This is a genomic window from Alteromonas marina, from assembly GCF_000808575.1.
In the GTDB taxonomy this organism is placed as follows: domain Bacteria; phylum Pseudomonadota; class Gammaproteobacteria; order Enterobacterales; family Alteromonadaceae; genus Alteromonas; species Alteromonas marina_A.
In genome coordinates this window covers 187,522-209,328 of sequence record NZ_JWLW01000023.1, presented here as the reverse complement: position 1 = coordinate 209,328, position 21,807 = coordinate 187,522, and the positions used below count along the sequence as shown (strand labels likewise).

At 46.4% G+C, this 21,807-nt stretch carries 14 protein-coding genes; 6 read left to right on the top strand and 8 right to left on the bottom strand.

Translation table 11 applies throughout. From position 1 onward, the window contains the following. Window positions 1–88: 88 nt before the first annotated feature. From cyoD to RJ41_RS13165, 5 genes are all read right to left on the bottom strand, one after another. On the bottom strand, window positions 89–460 hold the full coding sequence (gene cyoD, locus RJ41_RS13185) for a cytochrome o ubiquinol oxidase subunit IV (RefSeq protein WP_039221569.1): 372 nt from the start codon (window positions 458–460) through the stop codon (window positions 89–91). Continuing rightward, window positions 460–1,077: a cytochrome o ubiquinol oxidase subunit III gene (gene cyoC, locus RJ41_RS13180; RefSeq protein ID WP_014977735.1), complete on the bottom strand. Its 618-nt coding sequence runs from the start codon at window positions 1,075–1,077 to the stop codon at window positions 460–462. The genes cyoD and cyoC overlap by 1 nt, the downstream gene beginning before the upstream one ends. Next, window positions 1,074–3,062, bottom strand: coding sequence for a cytochrome o ubiquinol oxidase subunit I (gene cyoB, locus RJ41_RS13175; RefSeq protein ID WP_014999972.1), 1,989 nt, complete (start codon window positions 3,060–3,062; stop codon window positions 1,074–1,076). The genes cyoC and cyoB overlap by 4 nt, the downstream gene beginning before the upstream one ends. A gap of 2 nt (window positions 3,063–3,064) precedes the next feature. Then, on the bottom strand, window positions 3,065–4,006 hold the full coding sequence (gene cyoA, locus RJ41_RS13170; protein WP_014951264.1) for a ubiquinol oxidase subunit II: 942 nt from the start codon (window positions 4,004–4,006) through the stop codon (window positions 3,065–3,067). A 150-nt stretch (window positions 4,007–4,156) separates the two neighbouring features. After that, window positions 4,157–4,564 (bottom strand): hypothetical protein, encoded by a 408-nt coding sequence (locus tag RJ41_RS13165; protein WP_039221563.1) that lies wholly within the window; start codon window positions 4,562–4,564, stop codon window positions 4,157–4,159. Between the two features lie 509 nt (window positions 4,565–5,073). Between RJ41_RS13165 and RJ41_RS13160 the strand changes: the two genes are divergently transcribed. The 4 genes from RJ41_RS13160 (at window position 5,074) to RJ41_RS13145 (ending at window position 16,459) form a co-directional block, all read left to right on the top strand. After that, entirely contained in the window at window positions 5,074–5,817 is a 744-nt protein-coding gene (locus RJ41_RS13160; protein ID WP_240485794.1) for an IclR family transcriptional regulator, read from the top strand. Beyond that, entirely contained in the window at window positions 5,817–7,139 is a 1,323-nt protein-coding gene (locus tag RJ41_RS13155) for a pectate lyase family protein (protein WP_039221556.1), read from the top strand. The genes RJ41_RS13160 and RJ41_RS13155 overlap by 1 nt, the downstream gene beginning before the upstream one ends. Before the next feature lie 147 nt (window positions 7,140–7,286). Next, window positions 7,287–10,223 carry a TonB-dependent receptor gene (locus RJ41_RS13150; protein ID WP_039221553.1) on the top strand — a complete coding sequence of 979 codons (2,937 nt, stop codon included), beginning with the start codon at window positions 7,287–7,289 and terminating at the stop codon, window positions 10,221–10,223. Window positions 10,224–10,321: 98 nt separating this feature from the next. Next, the gene (locus RJ41_RS13145) at window positions 10,322–16,459 is read left to right on the top strand and encodes a pectinesterase family protein (protein ID WP_039221550.1); all 6,138 of its coding nucleotides are present in this window, start codon (window positions 10,322–10,324) and stop codon (window positions 16,457–16,459) included. A gap of 82 nt (window positions 16,460–16,541) precedes the next feature. Here RJ41_RS13145 and groL read toward each other — a convergent pair whose 3' ends face one another. The 3 genes from groL to RJ41_RS13130 all read right to left on the bottom strand — a co-directional run bounded on the left by groL (window position 16,542) and on the right by RJ41_RS13130 (window position 19,313). Beyond that, on the bottom strand, window positions 16,542–18,179 hold the full coding sequence (gene groL / locus RJ41_RS13140; RefSeq protein ID WP_039221547.1) for a chaperonin GroEL: 1,638 nt from the start codon (window positions 18,177–18,179) through the stop codon (window positions 16,542–16,544). Between the two features lie 41 nt (window positions 18,180–18,220). Next, window positions 18,221–18,511, bottom strand: coding sequence for a co-chaperone GroES (locus tag RJ41_RS13135; protein WP_012520088.1), 291 nt, complete (start codon window positions 18,509–18,511; stop codon window positions 18,221–18,223). Window positions 18,512–18,788: 277 nt separating this feature from the next. Further along, window positions 18,789–19,313, bottom strand: a complete 525-nt coding sequence (locus tag RJ41_RS13130; RefSeq protein ID WP_039221545.1) for an FxsA family protein — start codon at window positions 19,311–19,313, stop codon at window positions 18,789–18,791. Window positions 19,314–19,526: 213 nt separating this feature from the next. Between RJ41_RS13130 and cutA the strand changes: the two genes are divergently transcribed. Then, a complete protein-coding gene (gene cutA, locus RJ41_RS13125) occupies window positions 19,527–19,841 on the top strand; it encodes a divalent-cation tolerance protein CutA (RefSeq protein WP_039221542.1) in 315 nt (104 codons plus the stop codon). Between the two features lie 67 nt (window positions 19,842–19,908). Beyond that, the gene (locus tag RJ41_RS13120; protein ID WP_052235478.1) at window positions 19,909–21,801 is read left to right on the top strand and encodes a protein-disulfide reductase DsbD; all 1,893 of its coding nucleotides are present in this window, start codon (window positions 19,909–19,911) and stop codon (window positions 21,799–21,801) included. Window positions 21,802–21,807 lie beyond the last annotated feature (6 nt).

Here is a 21,807-nt window from a genome sequence, read left to right as displayed (position 1 = left end):
AGTGCTTATCGTACTGACCGCGATGAAGTAAACACATTGAAAAGCCTGACTTGATCGTCAGGCTAGACCACGCATATACAGAGACTTGCTAATACATCATCATGGCGTTTGATTCGTAGATGATCCAAACGGATAACCCAACCACCATGAAAATAATAAGCGCACTGAATAAGAACGAAAACGTATTGGCTCTGCCTTCTTCGGTGACAAAGTTAAGGTGCAAAAAGTATTTAAGGTGCACCCAAATTTGAACCAAGCCCAAGGTTACCAAGCTCCAAATCGTGGTAACTTTAGATAGGTCGCCATTCATCACTAGAGTGAACGGAATAGCGGTGAGCACCACAGATAGAATGAAACCAATAACATAAGACTTTACATCGCCATGTACGTCATCACTATTGTGGGTCGATGAAGCGTGGCCGTCCGTATTTGAAGCTAATTTTGCATCGTGTAACGCCATTACATTGCCCCCATTAAGTACACTACGGTAAATACACATATCCATACGATATCGAGGAAGTGCCAAAACAAGCTTAAGCAGCTAAGTCGGGTAACGGTTTGCTCACCTAGACCTCGGCGGGTTACTTCGATAAACATGATCGTCATCCAAATAAGACCCGCTGTAACGTGCAGTCCGTGCAGCCCCACTAGCGAGAAAAACGCCGTTAAAAACGCACTTTGCTGCGGCCCGTTACCATGCTCAATAAGGTGGTGGAATTCGTACACTTCCATACCAATAAAACACGCACCCAGTGCCCATGTCACCGCCAGCCAAGCAAGGGCGCCTGACTTGTTTTGTCGGTGAGCGCATATCATGGCAAAGCCAAAGGTAATGCTGCTTAAAAGCAGAGCGGCTGTTTCAACTGCGACAAAGTTGAGCTCGAAAATATCTTTGCCAGACACACCGCCTGCCGTATTCATAAACAGCACGGCATAGGTGGCAAAGAAAGAAGCAAACAACAAACAGTCGGTCATTAAATACAACCAGAAACCAAACACGGTGTTGTTTTCATGATGTTCTTCGTGTGCGTGTTCATGCGGCATTGATGCGGCGCTTGATGTTGCAATAGTACTCATGAGCGACCTCCCACTGTATTGGCACTTAAGTGCGTAGCTTCAACTCGTTCAACCTCATCTACCTGCACGTAGTAATCAACATCCGAGGTATAGCAACGCTTAATAAATACTCCTATTCCTGCCACTAAACCGACAACAGCAAGCCACCAGATATGCCAGATAAGGGCAAAGCCCATTAGAGTAAAGCTCATACTCATAAACACACCGGCTGAAGTATTTTTTGGCATATGAATAGGCGCGTAATTTTCAGGGCGTTGATACGACTCGCCGCGTTCCTTCATATCCGTCCACGCATCAATGTCTTTGATGTGAGGTATCTTGGCAAAATTGTAAAACTGAGGCGGTGACGCCGTTGACCACTCTAGTGTGTGGCCATTCCACGGGTCGCCCGTTGTATCGTTAAGCTTTTCTTTGTTTTTGAAGCTTACAAACAGCTGAAGTAGCTGGAAGAAAATACCAATTGCTATAACAAACGCACCAAATGCAGCAATGTATAACCAGATATTCCAGTCAGGATTGTCGGTGTGATTTAAGCGGCGTGTCATACCCAAAAAGCCAAGCACATATAGGGGCATGAACGCCAAAAGGAAACCAATTTGCCAGCACCAAAAGGCTGCTTTTCCGGTTTTTTCGTCAAGCTTAAAGCCCATGGCTTTCGGGAACCAAAAAGCAAAGCCCGCCAGGTAGCCAAATACCGCACCACCAATAATGGTGTTGTGAAAATGTGCAATTAGGAACAAGCTATTATGAAGTACGTAGTCAGCACCTGGAATAGCAAGTAACACCCCTGTCATGCCGCCAATGGTGAAGGTCACCATAAAGCCTAACGTCCACAGTACAGGCACACTCAATATTAAGCGACCGCGGTACATGGTGAATAGCCAGTTAAACAGTTTCACACCCGTGGGTACGGCAATAACCATGGTCATAATGCCGAAGAAGGCGTTCACATTGGCGCTCGACCCCATGGTAAAGAAGTGGTGCAGCCAGACAATAAAACCGAGAATAGCAATGGCACCGGACGCATAAACCATCGACTTGTAGCCAAACAGGCGCTTAGCGGTAAACGTAGATATAACTTCTGAAAAAATACCAAATGCAGGCAGTACAAGAATATAAACCTCAGGGTGTCCCCACGCCCAGAACAGGTTGATATACATCATAGAGTTACCACCGGCTTCATTCGTGAAGAAGTGGAAGTCCATGTAGCGGTCTAGTGTTAACATAGCTAACACAGCAGTAAGAATAGGGAACGAGGCAGCAATCAGAATATTCGCCCACGTACAGGTCCATGTGAAAATAGGCATTTGCATTAACTTCATGCCGGGCGCACGCATTTTAAACACGGTAACTAAGAAGTTTACGGCGGTTAGCAGCGTACCGAGCCCGGATATCTGCAGTGCCCATATATAATAGTCGACGCCAACCCCGGGACTAAACTCCAACCCGGCTAGCGGCGGATAAGCAACCCACCCTGTTTTTGCGAACTCACCTAACCCCAAAGACACATTTACTAGAATTGCGCCACCTGCGGTCAGCCAAAAACTTAAGTTATTTAAAAATGGAAACGCCACATCGCGAGCACCAATTTGTAGTGGCAAAATGATGTTCATCAACCCAATCATAAACGGCATCGCCATGAAGATAATCATGATAACGCCATGGGCTGTGAAGATTTGGTCGTAGTGCTCTGGCGGCAGATACCCGGGCGCACCATTGGTTGCCATTGCAAGCTGGGTACGCATCATAATGGCGTCGGCGAAGCCACGCAGCAGCATGATCATAGCCAACACAATGTACATAATTCCAAGACGTTTGTGGTCGACAGACGTTATCCAATCAAACCACAGGGTTCCCCACTGTTTGTGCTTGGTGATAAGCATGGCAATGACCACACCCACCACTGCCACAACAGCAAGTGTCACCATAATAATCGGCTCGTGATAGGGTACGGCCTCAATAGATAATTTACCTAATAAAGACATGGTTATTGTGCATCCTCTTGGTGATGGCTGTGTTGCATTTCAGGCATGGCGTGATGTTCGCCCATGGCGGCATTTTCCGGCTTGTTGTAGAAATCCATAGAGCCGTGATCTTTCATGTATTTCATAACAATGTTATGAAATAAACCGTCATCGACTTTGCTGAAATAGGTCACCGGATTGTTTTCGCTTGGCTCAGCAAGCTGCTCGTAGGCACCTGACGTTAACGATGTTTGCGACTGCTTAACGCTGGCAACCCACGCCTCGAAGTCATCCTCGGTAGGTGTGGCAATAGCGTTAAACTTCATGCCAGTGAATCCCGCACCGCTGTAATTTGAAGAAATGCCTTTGTACGTACCTGGCTCGTCGGCGATAAGATGAAGCTTGGTTTCCATTCCCGCCATGGAATAAATCTGGCTTCCTAGCTGAGGAATAAAAAACGAATTCATGGTGCTTTCAGAAGTAATCTTAAACGCAACGGGTTTATTGGCTGGAAACACCAATTCATTGACCGTTGCGATACCTTGTTCAGGGTAAATAAACAGCCACTTCCAGTTAAGCGAGACTACTTCAACAGTAAGATGCTCTCCTTGACCTTCTAGCGGTGCATAAGGGTCGAGTGCGTGAGTAGAGCGCCAGGTGATCACACTCAACGACACGACAATGAGAATTGGAATGGACCACACCACCGCTTCTATTTTGGTCGAGTGTGCCCATTTAGGGGTATAAATTTCGAAATCGCGACTAGCGCGATACTTCCACGCAAAGTAAAGCGTAAGAAAAATAACGGGAACAACAACAATCAGCATTAGGATGGTACAAAGAATAATCAGATTCTTTTCATCCATACCCACTTGCCCTTTAGGGTCAAGCACGCCGCCGCTGCAACCGGCCAACGTCAGCCCTGCACCAGCAACAATTAAAGTAAAAAGGTTACGAATAGACAAAACAAGTTCCTATAACCCACAAGTTAAACGGCGATGACTGGGCCGCTTAATAGAGAATGGCGGCGTTACAGCATCGAAAAACACACCGATAAAGCTTTGTCGCACTTACTGCGCAACGCTTTCGGCGTTAAATAATTAAATCGGAGACGTTTAACTAAAAAGTGGGGGCGCTCTACTGCCAACCGTTTGAACAAAAGGTTGGGGAAATGTAGGGCAAAGATAAGGAAGAGGTCTGCGCTGTTCTGTTATTTGCGCCTTTGCTATCGCCGTGGCTTTTACCAAAAGGCCCACTAATACCAGCGCTATGGTAGGAACGATAAATTGTGAAAGTGTGTGATTAGCAAGGGCAATGAAAAGAGGCTCTACAACCAAACTTTCATTAAATGCACTGACGAACTCTGCTGAGTCAGCCAAAGTACCACTGATAACTAGCGTAATGTTCAGCAATAGCACCATATTAGCCAACCACAGCATAGCGCCCACACCATTGGTGTAGTTTACTGCGGGTCTAATTAGTGAATTCAGTTCGTTTAGGAAACTGAAAGGACGTGGTGCCATATAGAACGTTATGCCTTATGAAAATACACAAGTATTTATGCAACTCCACCTGATTGGGTGCAGGCGTGGCAGGGTAATCATAATTGAAAGCAAGCACAAGCCACCCACCTTAGGGCTTTCAGGGCCTGTGATTTGAAGTACAACGCATTGATAACCAATTCATTAACATTTAATGAAAGTCTCACACTGTACTAAGACGCTTCCTGTCACTGACACACAAACAGCGCGGCTTTTGGTTTCTCTAGGCTAAACTACGCTTTTAATAATTCCTGTCGCCATCTGTAGTTGTTAATTATTTGTTTTAACAATCCGAATTTTTGTGATGCTTTCTAAGCAATTCTTAAATCGCCAGGCGTCTTATTAATGCGATGAATCGCACATTAACGTGTCCTCATTTCACAACGCAACTGTTCTAAAAATCATCATTATTTTAAAATGCCACCGGTAGCATTTTGTTTAATTCGTGTTAATATCAGGCAGTGTTATCTTGATTTTGGGGCCGCAAAAAGATGGAAAGGTATGTAATTCCCAGTGTTATGCAGGCGCTGCAGCTATGTCAAGCCATCGCCGAGTCTCGCTCAGGTTTAAGTGCCTCTGAAATCGAGTCTGCGCTCAATCTTCCCCGCACGTCGGTTTTTAGGTTACTGAGAACATTAACCAGTGAACGTGTAGTAGAAAAGCGTGGCACAAAATATTTCTATGGGACGCGTATTTACGAAATTAGCGCAGCAAACTCACGCAGCCGATACGTTCAGAGAATAGTTGCGCCCGAGCTTTCAAAAATTATTGCGCCAACTAACGCTAGCGCCATTATCTGTACGCTTGGTGACTATTGTGCGTTTGTTATCGATGTTTTAGACGCCAGAGACAAACAAATAACAACGATTAGGCCAGGAACAAAGCTGCCCCTATTTGAATCTGCTGCGGGCCACGTCATGTTGGCATACCACCCAAAGTATCAAAACATGGACGACAGTAATCACCCTGCTTATTTTGATGAACATCAAGCCGCGAAACTACGAGCAACAACCTGCACCAGAGGCTTTGCTGTTAGCCACTATTTACCGCGAAATGTAACGCTGGTTGCCGTGCCGGTCTTTATGCGAGACGGTGAGCTTGTATCAATTTTAGCGATAGAACTAGACGGCGTGATCCACGACTTTAAGATTTTGCAGGCATGGAGCACAAAACTTAAAGATATCGCTCGTCTTCCAACCATCAGTGCCCAACCTTTTGAGCAGGACATGCAGTAATGAAACATAAATCCATCCAATTTCTTGTCGCAATCGTCTTGCTTTTTGTACTGACTAATTGTCACGCTCAACCCTTAGCGTTTGAAGGCGCACTGGGCTTTGGTAAATACACGCAAGGTGGAAACCAAGGTAAAGTGTTAGTTGTTAACTCGTTGTCTGACAATGCGAGAAGCCCACAAGAAGGGACGTTGCGTTGGGCGGTGGCGCAAGACTATCCGAGACTAATTGTTTTTAATGTATCTGGTGTTATCGTCCTTGAAAAAGACTTAGAGATAAAGCACGACAATGTCACGATTGCAGGCCAAACTTCTCCTCACGGAATTGTGGTTTCCGGTGCTTCCACAAGCGTTGAAGCTAACCAGGTTATTATTCGTCACATGCGTTTTAGGCCAGGGAAAGACAGTAAAGAAGGCGACGCGGTCACTGTAAGAAACACTACTGACGTCATCATCGATCACTGCTCGCTAAGTTGGTCAAAAGACGAGGTAGGTTCGTTCTACAATAATCAGCGCTTTACACTACAAAACAGCATTCTTTCAGAGAGTTTAAACAACGCCGGACACCATAAAGGCAGCCACGGTTATGGCGGTATTTGGGGCGGCAGCAACGCTAGCTTTTTACGTAATATTTTAGTCAATCATACCAGCAGAAACCCTCGCATTAATGGATGGCGACTGAACCCGCCTTACCCCCAACAGCAAGAGTTCGTTGATATTCGAAACAATGTCATTGCTAACTGGCAAAAGAACTCAGCCTATGGCGGCGAAAACGGCATTGCGAATCTGGTGGGGAATGTCTACGCGCCTGGGCCCGCAACAAAGAAAATATGGTTTTTTCAACTATGGGACGATAAGGAATCACTCACTCGACTGTACGTTGCTGAAAACCTGATGAAGGGCCATAGTGATATGTCTTCAGACAATAGCAAAGGTATAGATGTTAAAAGTGCCAAAGCTGGCTCGGAAAAAGAAAAAGCTGTGCTTGCTCGCTCCCTTTCAAACGCGCCTTTTCATCAAGACAAAATAGATGAGCTTGGCGATGCACAGCTAACAACACAGCAGACGTGGGCAAGCCTGATTGAAAGCAAACAGGTCGGTGCTAACCTTACTCGCGCTGGAAAAGGGCTAGACCCCGTGGATGAACGCATAATTACGCAAATACAACACAATCAATACAACAGCAAAAATGGGATTATAGACAGTGAATTAGATGTAATTGACTGGACGAATTACCGCAACTATTTTACCGCCGACACTGCTCCTCCACTTACTTTCCACGAAGAGAATTCATGGCGCGTACTTGCTGGAATTCCCACATTGTGACGACTAAATATTCATATATTAATAATTTGTGAAATAAACGTTAAATAATAATGCATTCCTAAACTACAAGATCAATACTGCCACCGGTGGCATGGCAAAATGCAAATACTACAGCTATGTCGATTTTGGAATTTAGGAGTTCAAAACATGAAAGTGTTTCAATGGACAGCCCTCGCTCTAGCCGTGTCCACGGCGTTTTCCACCATGGCGCAAAGTACTGCACCGGCTCAGGAAAATACCGAGCAAACTGAAACAAATGAAACCCCTAGCGAAATTGAAGTAGTTGAAGTAAAGGGTGTTAAACAGGCAGACCTAAAAGCGCGTGACTTAGAACGCATGAAGAATGGCTTTAGCTCTGTTATCTCTACCGATGACTTAGGCAACTTTGTCGATCAAAACGTAGCGGAGTCTCTTCGAAGATTGCCAGGTGTAACGCTACAGCGCTCAGAAGGCGAAGGTAAGTTTGTTACCGTTCGAGGCTTAGGGCCCGGCTTCGTATCAATAAATATGAACGGCGCACAAATGTCTGGTGCAGGCGAAGAGCGGAAAGTGGGCTTAGACGCACTTCCTGCTGACCTGCTAGGAACCATTGAGGTGCTTAAAACCCTCACACCAGACCAAAACCTGAATTCCATCGGCGGTACAGTAAACGTAAAAGCGATTTCAGCTTTCGATCGCGGCAAAAATACATTAAAAATGCGTGTTCAAGACGCATATTCAGAAGCGCGCGAAAAGCACTCTCCGAAATTTAGCTTAGACGGCACCCAGTTTTTCCTCGACAACACGTTTGGTATTGGCTTTGCGATATCTCACGAAGACCGAAAAACCCAGATAGACGAAACGCGCCACCACAGCACCAACGAAATGAAGTTTTACACCGCTGACTTGGGTAAAACGGAAGAAGAAATTGCTCAAGGTGACGAAATTCTCGCTCCTTCTCAGTTAGAAATTCGTCGTGAGATTGCTGGCAGAACCCGCCAAGCTGCTGCGCTTAACTTAGAGTATAAGCCCTCTGCAGACGCTTACTATTATGCCAAAGGCACGTTCACACAATTTGAAGATGATGATCGCGCACAGCGAGAATTTTACGATTTTCAAGATGCAGGCTCTGTCGGAAACGATGAAATTGTATACGTAAACGGCGCTACGAAAGAGTTTATTCTTAGCGATATAGACGTATTCCACCAGCATTTCCTACAAGAAAGTAAGAACAAAACCATAACGTTCAGCTTAGGGGGCGAAAACCGTATTGCTGAACGCTTCGTGTTTGACTACGAATACGCTCAATCTCGCTCTGAAGAAGACTCCACTGGTGACCGCCGCGTTCAATTCCGTGAACGAGACCTGATTGTTTATGGTCAAGGCGGTCGCGACAACATTAACGCCCGCATTTTAAGCCCACAGGAAGCTGCTCAAATCGCAGGTCTAACCTACGACCCAGAAAACAGTATTTTTGGAACGTCGGGAAGCGGCGATGGTTCTGACCTTTCAAATTATCAATTCGATAACCTGTTTTTAGAAGGCGGAACCCGAATTGATGAAATTAAGACAGTGAACCTTAACTTGCGAACCGACATTTTTAATGACTGGTTAAACACCATTAAATTTGGTGTGCAGGTGAGCGAGCGCGATCACGTGCGTGACAAGGACCGGTGGAGTTTCGACCCTTCTGCCGGCGACTGTAGCGACGATGCATGTATTGCCGCAGTGAATTCTACCCTTGCCGACTATGACACCCAAATACCTTCAAATAGCGCATTCCAGCTGCCATTTGAAAGCCGCGCAGTTGTCGACCAAATTGTTGATGCCACTCGTCAAACGGTTGAGCCTGCCACAAATGGGGAAGTGTCGATAGAAAGCACTAAGGGCGACTACAGCATTACCGAAGATACGCAGGCAGTGTATGCTATGGCAGAGTTACCTCTGGGGCCTGATGCCACGTTAATAACAGGTGTTCGTTGGGCTCAAACCGAGTTCTCTTCCACCGGTTTTCTTTCGCTAGAAAACGATGACTTTGAATTTAATGGCGCAGGTGCGGGCGCACTGGATATCGCCATTCCACTGCCTGAAGCATCTATTAAATACAGCGAGTTTTTCCCTAGTGCGCACATTAAATGGGAGCCCAGTGAAAACTTCCTAGTGCGTGCAGCGGCGTGGACCAGCTTTACTCGCCCATCGTTTAAACAAGCCCGTGCATTTGCCGTGTTTGACAGCGATATCGAGCTTTGCCCTCCAGGTTCGGACGATTGTGATGACAGTCAAGGTGGCGCATCGCTTCAACAGTTAAGCCAATATGTGCTCGGTTCTGATAATGCACTAGATGTGGGTAACCCTAATCTCGTTGCAATGACATCTATTAACTACGATGCGTCAATTGGCTGGTATCCAAGCGAAAACCTCTTTATGGAAGCGGCCATTTTCTATAAAGACATCGACAACTTTATTGTGGATGTAAACGGAATTGGCATGGCGCTTAACGACCTGCCGCTTACGCTTCCGGTAAACCAGGTTACTGAGTTTGTTATTCCGCAGGACTTATACCTAAACGAGATTAATATTACCGTGAACGGTAATAAGGCCTCGGTTATCGGGTTAGAGCTGAGCTACAACCAGTACTTCGAGAATGGTTTATTCATTCAAAGTAATGCCACCATCCTAGATAGTGAAGCCACGCTTGATGGCAGTATTCGTCAAGGCAAAGTGGCACTGCCTGATCAAGCTGATACCACCTTCAACCTTGTATTTGGTTGGGAAAGTGAAACGTTCTCAGCTCGCTTAATTGGTAACGTGCGTTCTGAAGTTCTTGAACAAATTGGCTCTTGCCCAATTACTGCCGATCTTAACGACCCTAAGTCCTGCAAGATTTGGGGTGACCAATATCAAGATTCGGTTAAAAGCTTAGACTTTAAACTTCAGTACGACATTACCGAGTACGCACAATTGTACTTTGACGCCATCAACCTTACCGAGGAGTCAGACCTTCGCTACTTCCAAGGTAACGCGTTAAGCGGCGGTAATATTCTGTACCAGAAAGAAGAGTACGGCCGCAGCTATCAGCTGGGTGTAAACATTAAGTTCTACTAATTGTCTGCGCCGGGGAAACCCGGCCTTTTCCACATAATAAAGCTGGAGCGGACATGTAGTGCGGTAGTACGCCCAGTAAAATATGGAGATTGAGTACCATGAAACTCACGAAAATTGCTGCCCTGATGGGCGGTGTTATTCTCGTTACTGCCTGCGGCGAGAAAAGCTCTACCAACGTAACCCTCCCCCCCGATCCAGCACTGACTGGCGTATTTGTTGATAGCCCCGTTGAAGGAATTAATTATTCTTCTGCTTCTGTGGAAAACGGCACCACCAATGCGCAGGGTGAATACTCTTACTTCAGAGGCGAACAGCTCGCTTTCAGCATAGGTCAGCTGGCGTTTCCAGAAACCCCGGCATCGAGCGTTATCTCTCCTCTTGACCTGTTCGCAACCGACAACCCTTTTAACCAGTCGGTCGTAAACACACTTCGACTTTTACAATCTCTTGATACCGATGGCGACCCAAGTAACGGTATATCGCTAAGCGCCAGTGCTGGCGATGTGGCGGTAGCTACCCTCGACGAAGGGCAAACCATTGAAGATTTCTTTAATCAATCTGATGCTGATTTTGCAGCGGATGTAGAGGTGTGGCTTGGTTCTGCTGGCGGAGCCAGTGCTACGCTTGTGGATAAAGCACAGGCTATCAGCCATTTCGTGAATTATCTTGAAGCCGAATTAGGTACGCTCTTCCCTAACACCTTTGATGTAACCCGCTTCACAGGCGACATTTACGCACCGACATTAGAAGGCAGAAGTGTATCGCAAGCCACTTACACCTTTACACCTGACGACGAAACGAATTTGTCAGGTACTTTCGTAAGAGTGCACGGTGAGGAAAGCACAACGGGTAACTATGAATTCTCTTTTGGACGCAAAGTTATTGCCCTTAGCTACGATGAGCAAACTGAGTATCTTATTTCCCGTGCTTTCAACACGGTTAACGAGGTATACAGCCTGTGCGTGGTATCTCCAGATAACGCTCAGTCTATGCCGTTAGTGCTTCATGTTGAAAGCTGTCTTGCCAACGAAGACCCGCAAAACTACCTGTTTGCTTTTACCCAAGAACAAGCAGATGTAGAACTGGCAAAGCTAGAGGAAGCCGCTCATTCTATCCAGGCGGCGCTTGAAGAAAACTTCGATACCGACACCGATACGTTTTTCTCATCGTCGTACAAACGTTTAAGTGACGAGCCAGACGCCGGTGCGCTTTATTATGTAACAGGTGGCAGCCCGCTAGTCGACGCCACCACAGGTCAGCTTACCCTTGAAGGCGATCGATTCAGTATTGGTAACGCTGCGGCCAACCCAGGTGCCAACACATCGGCATCAGACACGGTAGGCATGGGTATTTATAATCTTAGCGAAGGTTTTACCATTAGCTTCGACGTTATTTCTCATAATGGCGGCGGTACGTTCAGCCTTTATGTAGATAACAACACAACAGGGCAAGATAACTCTGTACACGGTGCTGCTTCTAAGTTCGTAAGCATAGGGTTAGCAGACGGCACGATGGTACCCGGCACGCGATTTACCTATACCTATGAGCCAGGCGACGATATTGGTGGCGGCGATCCTAGTGCACCTGACGCTAAAATTCTCGATAGCTCGGTAACTAATAGCTTCTTCCAATTGCGCACAGACTCTAGTGCCACTATCACTATCGATAACTTAAAAATTGAGACGGTAGCTGACGCAGTTGACCCAGTGCCTCCGGTTGAGCCTGAGCCTACCGAGCCTGAAGAGCCAGAAGTTATTCCAAGTGTACCGCTGCCGCTTTCCTATACCTTTGCAGGTGAAAGCGAGGATATTTTCTCGACAAACTTTGCCGCGATTGAAAATGCAGCGGGTGAGCAAGTCGCTATGTTTACCATTACCGGTGGCTCGGTAACGCAAATTGACACTGGTATTCAGCTTGACGGCGGACGCTTTACCCTTGGTAATACTGAACCAGATACCCAAAGCTCGTCTGACGATACATCATCAACCGGTGCACTGGATTTGAGCCGTCCTTACAATGTTATCTTTGATGTCATTTCTGCTGAAGATTCCGAAGGCGACAACAAATTCCAGATTTACGTGGATAACAATACATCTGGCAGCGCCAACTCACACCTAGGTTCAGATTCCCGCTTCTTTAATGAGCCTGTGCTCGATTTAGTACCGGGAACCACCATGACAGTAGAAGGACAGATAGCAACGCCTAACTCGTACCTTCAATTTAGAACGGAAAGTGGCTCTATTGTGGTCATCGACAATATTCGCATTGAATATATTGATGAAAACACCCTGTTAGAGGAGACGTTTGAAACAGACGCTGACACCTTCTTCAGCCCTGAATACAAGTCGACCGATGGTGGTGCGACACCGTTTTATAGCGTAACGGGCGGCGGCTCAGGTTTAGTGATCTCCGAAGGCCAACTAGCTATCGACAGTGCACGCTTTACCATGGGCAACACTACCCCAGATACAGACACAACCGCTGATGACACTGTAACCACGGGTATATTAGATTTAAGCCGTGAATATACCATTAGTATGGACATCATTGCCGTTGAAGACAGTGAAGGCGACAACAACTTCCAGATATATGTAGATAACAACACCAGCAGTAGCAGCAAATCGATACATGGCGGCGACTCTAAATTCTACAGCGAACTGGTTAATAACCTTGTGCCAGGGCAACGCCTAACTATCGATGGATTTATTGGTACACCCACCTCGTTCCTACAGCTTCGTACTGAAAGTGGCGGCAAAGTGGTTATCGATAACTTTGTTATATCGTATGTGGGTGAAGCGCCAGATGACAGCAAGTTTAGCTGTGAAAATGAACCACAGCTTTACTTCTGTGACGACTTTGCATCGGGCTCTTTAGATAACTTCACGCTTATTTCAGACGACGCAGGCTCAAACGGTCCACAAGGCACGTTTGATGTTGTAGAAGATGACGGCAACAAAGTGATGCGCTACACCGCTGGCGGTGAAGGTGGCGAAATTTTCTTGGTTAAAGAGTCGGCACTTAGCAACCTGCCAGAAAATGGAAATTACTTTGTTGAAGCGCGCATTCGTCCAAGACAAAACAGCACCACGCGAAACAAACAGATCTTTCTTCTAGGTCGTTATGATAGCGCTGGAAACTGGTACGGCGGAGGTTTGAATGTACAAAACTCATCAAGCAGTACACAAGTGGAAGTAGCGGTAAGTACCGAAGGCAGTATTTCTCGCCCTGTACAAGCCAAGTCACCTATTGTACTGGGTGAAAAAGACGGTACAGACGGCACGTGGTATCGCGTACGTTTTGAAATGGAAAACGAGAAACTCACCGTTTATTTAGACGGCGAGAACATGGGTACAGCAGAAGATACAACCTATAGCGCAGCGGGACTGATTGGCCTTTTCACTAATAACCGTTCGTTCGAGCTGGACGATTTAAAAGTGGGTGACCCCGCAGTTAAACCAGTTCAACTTACTCTGGATTTCAAAGAAACAGAGTGGGAGACCACCACCAGTAGCGATCCGTTATTCGTTTACGTTACCGCAGTACAAAACGACGGTATAACTGAAGACACATTTACCGTAACCAGCAGTGATGCGAGTGTGGTCAGCGTAGAGCAGCAAGGCCCACAAGTTACTATTACCCCTCGCGCTGCCGGCAGCGCAATAGTAACTTTTACTTCTGGCTCTGACCCTACGTTAAGCAAACACATTGCCGTTAATGTTGGCGAAGGCTTCACCATGCCTACCGCCACCTATGGCGACTTATTCCCGGATACCACACCGTATTCGGGCAATAACAATGCGTATCCCGATACCCTACTCTCGTTAACCTTCGACAGCGAGCCCACCTTAGGAAGTAGCGGTGAAGTGCGCATTTACAATGCGACAGACGACACCCTGGTAGACGTTATCAATATTGCAGCTGATGAAGACTTTATTGGCTTTGAAGGCCAAGACAGACAGCGCAAAGTGGCTTACCGCCCAGCATCAGTTGTAGGCAACAAATTAGTGATTAAGCCTCATACAAATGCCCTTCAATATGGTCAGTCGTATTACGTGGCCATTAGCGATGGTGCGGTAACCGGCGCAACGCTAAATGGTGAAAGCTTTAGTGGTATTGGCAAGAGTGCGAACTGGCGCTTTGCAACAAGAGCTGCCGCACCTTCTGGCGCGAATGTTACCGTAGATGATGACGGCGAAGCGGATTTCCGCACTGTGCAAGGTGCGCTTAATTACGTGATGCAAAACGTAAGCAGCGATACGCCATCTCGCATTACGATTCGTGACGGCGAGTATCAGGAAATGCTGTTCCTTCGCGGTAACAACAATGTCACGCTTCAAGGCGAGAGCCGAGACAATACCGTGGTGTACTACGATAACTTTGAAAGCTTTAACAGCGGTAGCGGCAAGAGCGAAGCACCTGCGGCGGGCACGCCATCAGGTGGAAGAAGTGTATTTTTAGTGGAAGGCGTAGATAACCTGACGCTAACGAACTTCACTTTGAAAAACTCACACATCAGAAGCAACGACTACTCTAACCAAGCTGAGACGATTTACTTTAACAGTGATTCAGGTCGTCTAACTGCCGTTGATATGAACTTTGTGAGTGAACAAGATACGCTGCTGTTAAAAGGCTTTAGTTGGTTCTACAACTCATTGATTGCCGGCAACGTTGATTTCATTTGGGGTTACGTAAATACCGCACTGTTTGAAAACAGCGAAATTCGCACCATTGGCGACTCTAAAAATGGTAACCCTGACGAAGACACAGCGGGCGGCTACATTCTACAAGCTCGCGTACCTGATATTTCTTATAAAGGGTTTATCTTCTTAAACAGCAGCTTCACCAATGGCCCAGGCCCTATTGGTAACGGTGTACTCGACGACTCTACGTATATTGCAAGAAGTGGCGGCAGCGCGAGCTACTTCGACAATATTACGCTTATTAATAACCGTTTCGACACCCACATTGCCACTATCGGCTGGGCGGGCGAAGGAGTACGCGACCAACCTGCACCAAACCCTAGCCCTGCAACCGCAGCAGCTGGATGGCGTGAATACGGCAGCATGGATATGCAGGGTAACCCGCTTGATCTTTCAAGCCGTCAGTTTGCCCACATTCTTACCGACAGCGAAGTGACTGAACTTACCAGCAGAACGGCGATATTCTCTCACTTTAATAACGGTGAAGGCTGGGTGCCAAGTGAGCCTAACTTACCGAATGTAGCACCTGCTCCAACGCTTGATGCTTACGGTTTTGCGCAATACAACTATGCATTAACTGGCGGTGCTGGCGGTACGGTAGTAACCGTAGATAACGGCGCTGACTTGCAAGCGGCACTAGACAGCGCGGCGAACAGCAACACCCCAGTGACGGTTTATGTAGATGGCACCATTACCGACGCAAACAATGGCGGTACGGGCTCACCGATTGAAATAAAAGACATGAACGATGTGTCAATTATCGGGGTTGCAGACAGGGGCGAATTTGACGGTATTGGCATCTTAATTCGACGTGCAAATAACGTGATTATTCAAAACCTGAAAATCCACCACGTGCTTACTGATGGTAAAGACGCTATCTCTATTGAAGGTGATAACGACGGCTCTACCACCAGCAACATTTGGATTGACCACAATGAGCTTTACAGCACATTGTCTGTGGACAAGGATTTCTACGACGGATTAGTAGATAGTAAACGCGGCGCGAAAAACATCACTATCTCTTACAACTACCTTCATGATCATTGGAAAGCCTCGTTACACGGCCACACTGAGAATGATGTAGACAGTGATAATACCGAGCGTTTAATTACCTTCCACCACAACCGGTTTGAGAATATCGAGTCACGTTTGCCGTTATTCCGCTACGGTCACGGTCACTTGTATAACAACTATTACAATCAGATATCCTCTACGGCAATCAATTCAAGAATTGGTGCAGAGCTACAGGTAGAAAACAATGTGTTTGAAAACACGCAAAACCCAATTGTTTCTTTCTACTCAGACGTTATTGGATACTGGAACACGTCAGGCAACCTGTTTGGCGAAGGCGTAACGTGGACAACGCCAGCTGATGGTGACGTTGTAGCAGGACCGGATGCCACGCCAACATCCAGCTACGAAGTGCCTTACGACTACGTACTAGATGATGCCGAAGTCGTTAAACAGCGAGTTATCAACTACTCAGGCGTAGGTAAAATTAACCAGAATGCCGATGACATTCCTCCGTTAAACTAACTCCCAAAAGAGTTAGCACAAACAAAAAAGGCGCTGCTCTATGAGCAGCGCCTTTCTTTTAAGCGTTAAGCTTGGGGGATGATTACATCATGCCGCCCATTCCGCCCATGCCGCCCATATCAGGCATTGCAGGCGCGTCGTCTTTAGGTAGTTCAGCTACCATTGCTTCAGTTGTGATCATTAGTGAAGCAATTGAAGATGCGAACTGTAGTGCAGAGCGCGTTACTTTAGTTGGGTCAAGGATACCCATCTCTAGCATGTCGCCGTAAGTGTCGTTACCTGCGTTGTAACCGTAGTTACCTTCGCCGTTCTTCACTGCGTTAACTACTACAGATGCTTCTGCACCTGAGTTGATAGAGATTTGACGTAGAGGCGCTTCCATTGCACGTAGTGCAAGCTTAATACCTACGGTTTGGTCGTCGTTGTCGCCAGTAAGGTCAGCAAGTTTGGCTGCTGCGCGAACTAGTGCTACACCACCACCAGGTACTACACCTTCTTCAACCGCTGCGCGAGTTGCATGTAGTGCATCTTCTACGCGGTCTTTCTTCTCTTTCATTTCAACTTCAGTTGCTGCACCAACTTTAATTACGGCAACACCGCCTGAAAGCTTAGCTAGACGCTCTTGAAGTTTCTCTTTGTCGTAGTCAGACGTAGACTCTTCAATTTGACCTTTGATTTGAGCACAACGGCCTTCAATCGCTTCTTGGTCGCCGTTACCGTCAACAACAGTTGTGTTGTCTTTGTTAATAACTACGCGCTTAGCAGTACCTAGGTCTTCAAGCTGAACTTTTTCAAGGTCTAGACCAATTTCTTCAGAAATTACTGTACCGCCAGTTAGGATAGCGATGTCTTGTAGCATTGCTTTACGACGGTCACCGAAACCTGGTGCTTTAACCGCTGCAACTTTAACAATACCGCGCATGTTGTTAACTACTAGTGTAGCAAGCGCTTCGCCTTCAACATCTTCAGCGATGATCATTAGCGGCTTACCCGCTTTCGCTACGCCTTCAAGGGTAGGAAGTAGTTCGCGGATGTTAGAAATCTTCTTGTCAACCAATAGGATGAACGGGTTGTCTAGTTCAACAGTACCGTTTTCTTGGTTGTTGATGAAGTATGGAGATAGGTAACCGCGGTCGAACTGCATACCTTCAACAACGTCTAGTTCGTTTTGAAGTGCCTGACCTTCTTCTACAGTGATAACACCTTCTTTACCTACTTTTTCCATTGCCTGAGCAATGATATCGCCAACTTCTGAATCAGAGTTTGCAGAGATAGTACCTACTTGAGCGATAGACTTGCTGTCTGCACAGTCAGTAGACAGAGCTTTAAGCTCTTCAACCGCTGCCGCAACCGCTTTGTCGATACCGCGCTTAAGATCCATTGGGTTCATACCCGCTGCAACGCTCTTAAGACCTTCAGTAACGATTGCTTGAGCAAGTACAGTAGCAGTAGTTGTACCGTCACCCGCTTCATCGTTCGCTTTAGACGCTACTTCTTTTACCATCTGCGCGCCCATGTTCTCGAACTTGTCTTCAAGTTCGATTTCTTTCGCTACAGACACACCATCTTTAGTGATAGTCGGTGCACCGAAAGACTTGTCTAGAACAACGTTACGGCCTTTTGGACCTAGTGTTACTTTAACTGCGTTAGCTAGTGTGTTTACGCCTTTTAGCATTTTGCTGCGAGCGTCATCACCAAAACGTACTTCTTTAGCTGCCATGATTAAATTCCTCTAAAAATTCGTTTTAACGTTAGTTGTAATTACTCAACAATCGCTAGAATGTCGCTTTCGCTTAGGATAAGTACTTCTTCACCATCCAGCTTTTCTGTTTTAACGCCGTAACCGTCGTTGAAAATAACGGTGTCGCCTACTTTAACGTCTAGCGCTTTAACTTCGCCGTTCTCAAGAATGCGACCGTTACCTACTGCGATTACTTCGCCGCGTGTAGATTTTTCTGCTGCAGAACCAGTCAGAACGATACCGCCTGCAGATTTGCTTTCTTGCTCTGCGCGCTTAAGGATTACGCGGTCGTGTAAAGGACGAATTGCCATTTTCAAGTCTCCTGAAAATTCCACTATTCAAATGAATGTAATTATCGACATTCAGACTATCTAAACGTCGCGTGTTTAAGGTTGCTCATTACTGAGCTGTTAAAATCGTTTCTGCACGGATAGATGGGGTAGTACCCAGATAACTTCAAGGGTTTTTAGGCAAAAAAATGTAAAAAAATTGGTTTTTTCGCTAAATACTTCTTTTTATTGGGCAAGTAAACGCCGCTTATCGCGGTAAACGGCGCTCATAACCCGACGGAGAGGGCGTTGGGGCTCGCTATTTTAAGCGCTTATCTGGGTCGTTAGTGGTGTGATCGGTGTACTCACCTTCAAACACATCACCATCACTATTGGACGAGTTAGAGCGATCACCGAAAGGACTTTGCCCAAACGGTGTCTGACCCTGTCCGAAGCCTGCAGTTCCCGGCCCCATACCCGGAGCGACAACACGCATTTTCATGTGCTTACTGACCTGAGCAGCAAAGAAGTGACGAGAGCCTGGCATTGCCAATAAGAAGCCGAAAATATCGGTAATAAAGCCTGGCGTCACAAGTAAAATACCCGCAACCACCAGCATCAAGCCTTCAACTAGTTCTTTTCCTGGCACTTCATTTCGCTGCATTTTTTCTTGCGCCGTCTGCAGCGTACTTACGCCTTCGCGCTTAACAAAGTAAGCACCAATAAAGGCAGAGAGAATCACCAAGCCAACGGTATTCCAACCACCTATCACGCTGCCCACATTAATCAGCAACGCAATCTCTAAAATAGGTAATAGGGCAAACAGTATAAATAAAACCCGCAAAATGCTTCCTCTTTCATGTATTCCTAACCTGTTATAGGGTCTTTGTACGTAATAACAAGAAAAGGTGCCCACCCTTTCGCTTAAATAGCCACGTAAAGCGACCGATAACGACCGTGATATACTTTCGCTGTGAAAGAATAGTGCGGGCTTTCAGGTCTATTACACATCGACCCATTAGCAAAGTAACAGGCGCGAGATAAGTAGGGAAAGTTTATGACAATAAAGCTTGTATTATGTACCACGCCAGATGAAAAGACAGCGCAATTAATTGCCAGTACGCTTGTTAAAGATAAGCTTGCTGCCTGCGTTAACATAATCAAGGGTATAGAGTCCGTTTATGAGTGGCAGGGGAAGGTGGAAACCGACGTAGAATGCCAACTGCTTATTAAAACGAACACACAACACGTTTTACAGGCCTTCGATAGAGTAAGCGAACTACATCCGTATGATGTCCCTGAATGGTTAGAACTTAATGCTGAGGCTAGCAGCGCTTACGGTCAGTGGTTACAAAACACACTGCAGCGCTAACTGAACCCGTATTTTCTTAACAAGAATAACTAAGACGTAAAAATAGATTAAAATGAATGACAACCTTATGACTACCCTTTTGCCTTCGCCTTGCCTATCGTTGGCTTCGCTGTTTCGTCGCTTTATTGCGTCCGTATTGTCAGTGCTTTGTTTGATGTCGCTGTTAGTTACGTTTGCGTTCGCACAAGTGCCAAGTGCTTTTGGCGACCCATTTACAAATGAGCCCCAATTTCTCGATGTTGACCAAGCGTTTGCTTTTGACTTTAGTCAAAAAGATAACGTTCTTACTTTAAATTTCGACATTGCTGACGGCTACTACTTATACCTTAAACAGTTTAAGTTTGTGGCTAAACAAGCCGAAATTGGCGAGCCTGTTTACCCAAGCGGGGTAATGATTGAAGATGAGTTCTTTGGTGAGTCTGAAGTATTTTACAACGGCGTATCTATTACCCTACCCATTGAGTCAGCACTCAGTGACGGCGTAGTTAAAATTCGCTATCAAGGGTGCGCTGATGCCGGCCTTTGCTACCCGCCCACAGTAAAAGTGGTGTATTTAAATGAAGTCGGAAGCAATAGTGCAGTAAACGCAGATGCGACAGCAGAATCAAATGGCGCGTCTACCTCGTCGTCTTCACAAAGCGAGCAGTTCGATTTAGCGCAAAGGCTGATCGATAAAGATAACCTTGCTCTTACTCTAGCTCTATTTTTTGCCCTAGGCGTAGGCCTCGCCTTTACGCCTTGCGTGTTTCCTATGTACCCCATTGTGTCGGGCATTGTGATTGGTCAGGGCAAATCTAAAACCGCATCGCATTCATTCTGGCTAACCTTTGTTTATGTACAAGGCATGGCGATTACTTACTCGCTGCTTGGACTAGTGGTTGCGGTAGCCGGAGCGCAGTTTCAGGCTGCGCTGCAACACCCTGTGGTGCTGGGCGTATTCATTGTGCTATTTGTAGCACTTGCCGTTGCCCTGTTTGGTGGCTTTGAAATTCAGCTGCCAGCAAAGTATCAAGAAAAGCTCACTCACATGAGTAACAACCAAACGCCCGGCAGTTTCGCAGGTGTGTTTGTTATGGGTGTACTGTCTGGCCTTATCGCTTCGCCCTGTACTACTGCCCCGCTCACCGGCATATTGCTATTTATTGCCCAAACTGGCGACATGACTCTGGGCTTTATCTCTCTTTACCTGTTAAGTATTGGTATGGGCGTTCCACTTATCCTGTTCGGCATGACAGGCGGAAAACTGCTACCTAAAGCAGGTAACTGGATGAATGTGGTTAAAGTCACCTTCGGATTTATGATGCTTGCCGTGGCCATTGTGTTTATTGAGCGTCTATACAACAGCCCTGCTACTGGCTTCTTATGGGCATTGCTTGGCTTTGGTTTATTCGGTTATTACTGGGTACTCAATCGCGCCAGCAAAAACTCGCTCATGAAGCTTGTGCGTGCTGTTTTAGTTGCGATAGGCATTATGGGAAGTGCTGGCCTTACTTATCAAGCAGGGCTAAACACAGGGCTTTGGGGCGAGGACTCTGATGGTGTCCACGCAGGGCATCCAGACTTTGTTGTTGCGCGAGACTTGGCAGACTTACGTAATAAAATAGCGGCGGCTAACACAAAAGGTAAAACCGTGATGGTCGATTTGTACGCCGACTGGTGCGTAGCCTGTAAGGAGTTCGAGAAGTACACGTTCCCTGACGAGAAAGTGGTATCTGCGCTTAGCAATACGGTATGGATGCAAATGGACCTTACCGATAACACACCAGAGCGTCAGGAGATTTTTGACACCTTTACAGTGCTAGGCCTGCCTACCATTTTGTTCTTTGACGAAAACGGCGACGAGCTAACCAAAGCTCGTGTTACCGGGTTTATGAAAGCAGACGCCTTTGCCGGTCACGTAAACGAGTGGCTTAACAATGGGTCTAACACTAATGACGGTCAAAGTGGTCGCTTGGACTAAGGCGCT

Coding starts and splice junctions, on each gene's coding strand:
- cyoD (WP_039221569.1), bottom strand. CDS start 460: ATGGCGTTACACGATGCAAAATTAGCTTCAAATACGGACGGCCACGCT.
- cyoC (WP_014977735.1), bottom strand. CDS start 1,077: ATGAGTACTATTGCAACATCAAGCGCCGCATCAATGCCGCATGAACAC.
- cyoB (WP_014999972.1), bottom strand. CDS start 3,062: ATGTCTTTATTAGGTAAATTATCTATTGAGGCCGTACCCTATCACGAG.
- RJ41_RS13165 (WP_039221563.1), bottom strand. CDS start 4,564: ATGGCACCACGTCCTTTCAGTTTCCTAAACGAACTGAATTCACTAATT.
- RJ41_RS13160 (WP_240485794.1), top strand. CDS start 5,074: ATGGAAAGGTATGTAATTCCCAGTGTTATGCAGGCGCTGCAGCTATGT.
- RJ41_RS13155 (WP_039221556.1), top strand. CDS start 5,817: ATGAAACATAAATCCATCCAATTTCTTGTCGCAATCGTCTTGCTTTTT.
- RJ41_RS13150 (WP_039221553.1), top strand. CDS start 7,287: ATGAAAGTGTTTCAATGGACAGCCCTCGCTCTAGCCGTGTCCACGGCG.
- RJ41_RS13145 (WP_039221550.1), top strand. CDS start 10,322: ATGAAACTCACGAAAATTGCTGCCCTGATGGGCGGTGTTATTCTCGTT.
- groL (WP_039221547.1), bottom strand. CDS start 18,179: ATGGCAGCTAAAGAAGTACGTTTTGGTGATGACGCTCGCAGCAAAATG.
- RJ41_RS13135 (WP_012520088.1), bottom strand. CDS start 18,511: ATGGCAATTCGTCCTTTACACGACCGCGTAATCCTTAAGCGCGCAGAG.
- cutA (WP_039221542.1), top strand. CDS start 19,527: ATGACAATAAAGCTTGTATTATGTACCACGCCAGATGAAAAGACAGCG.
- RJ41_RS13120 (WP_052235478.1), top strand. CDS start 19,909: ATGACTACCCTTTTGCCTTCGCCTTGCCTATCGTTGGCTTCGCTGTTT.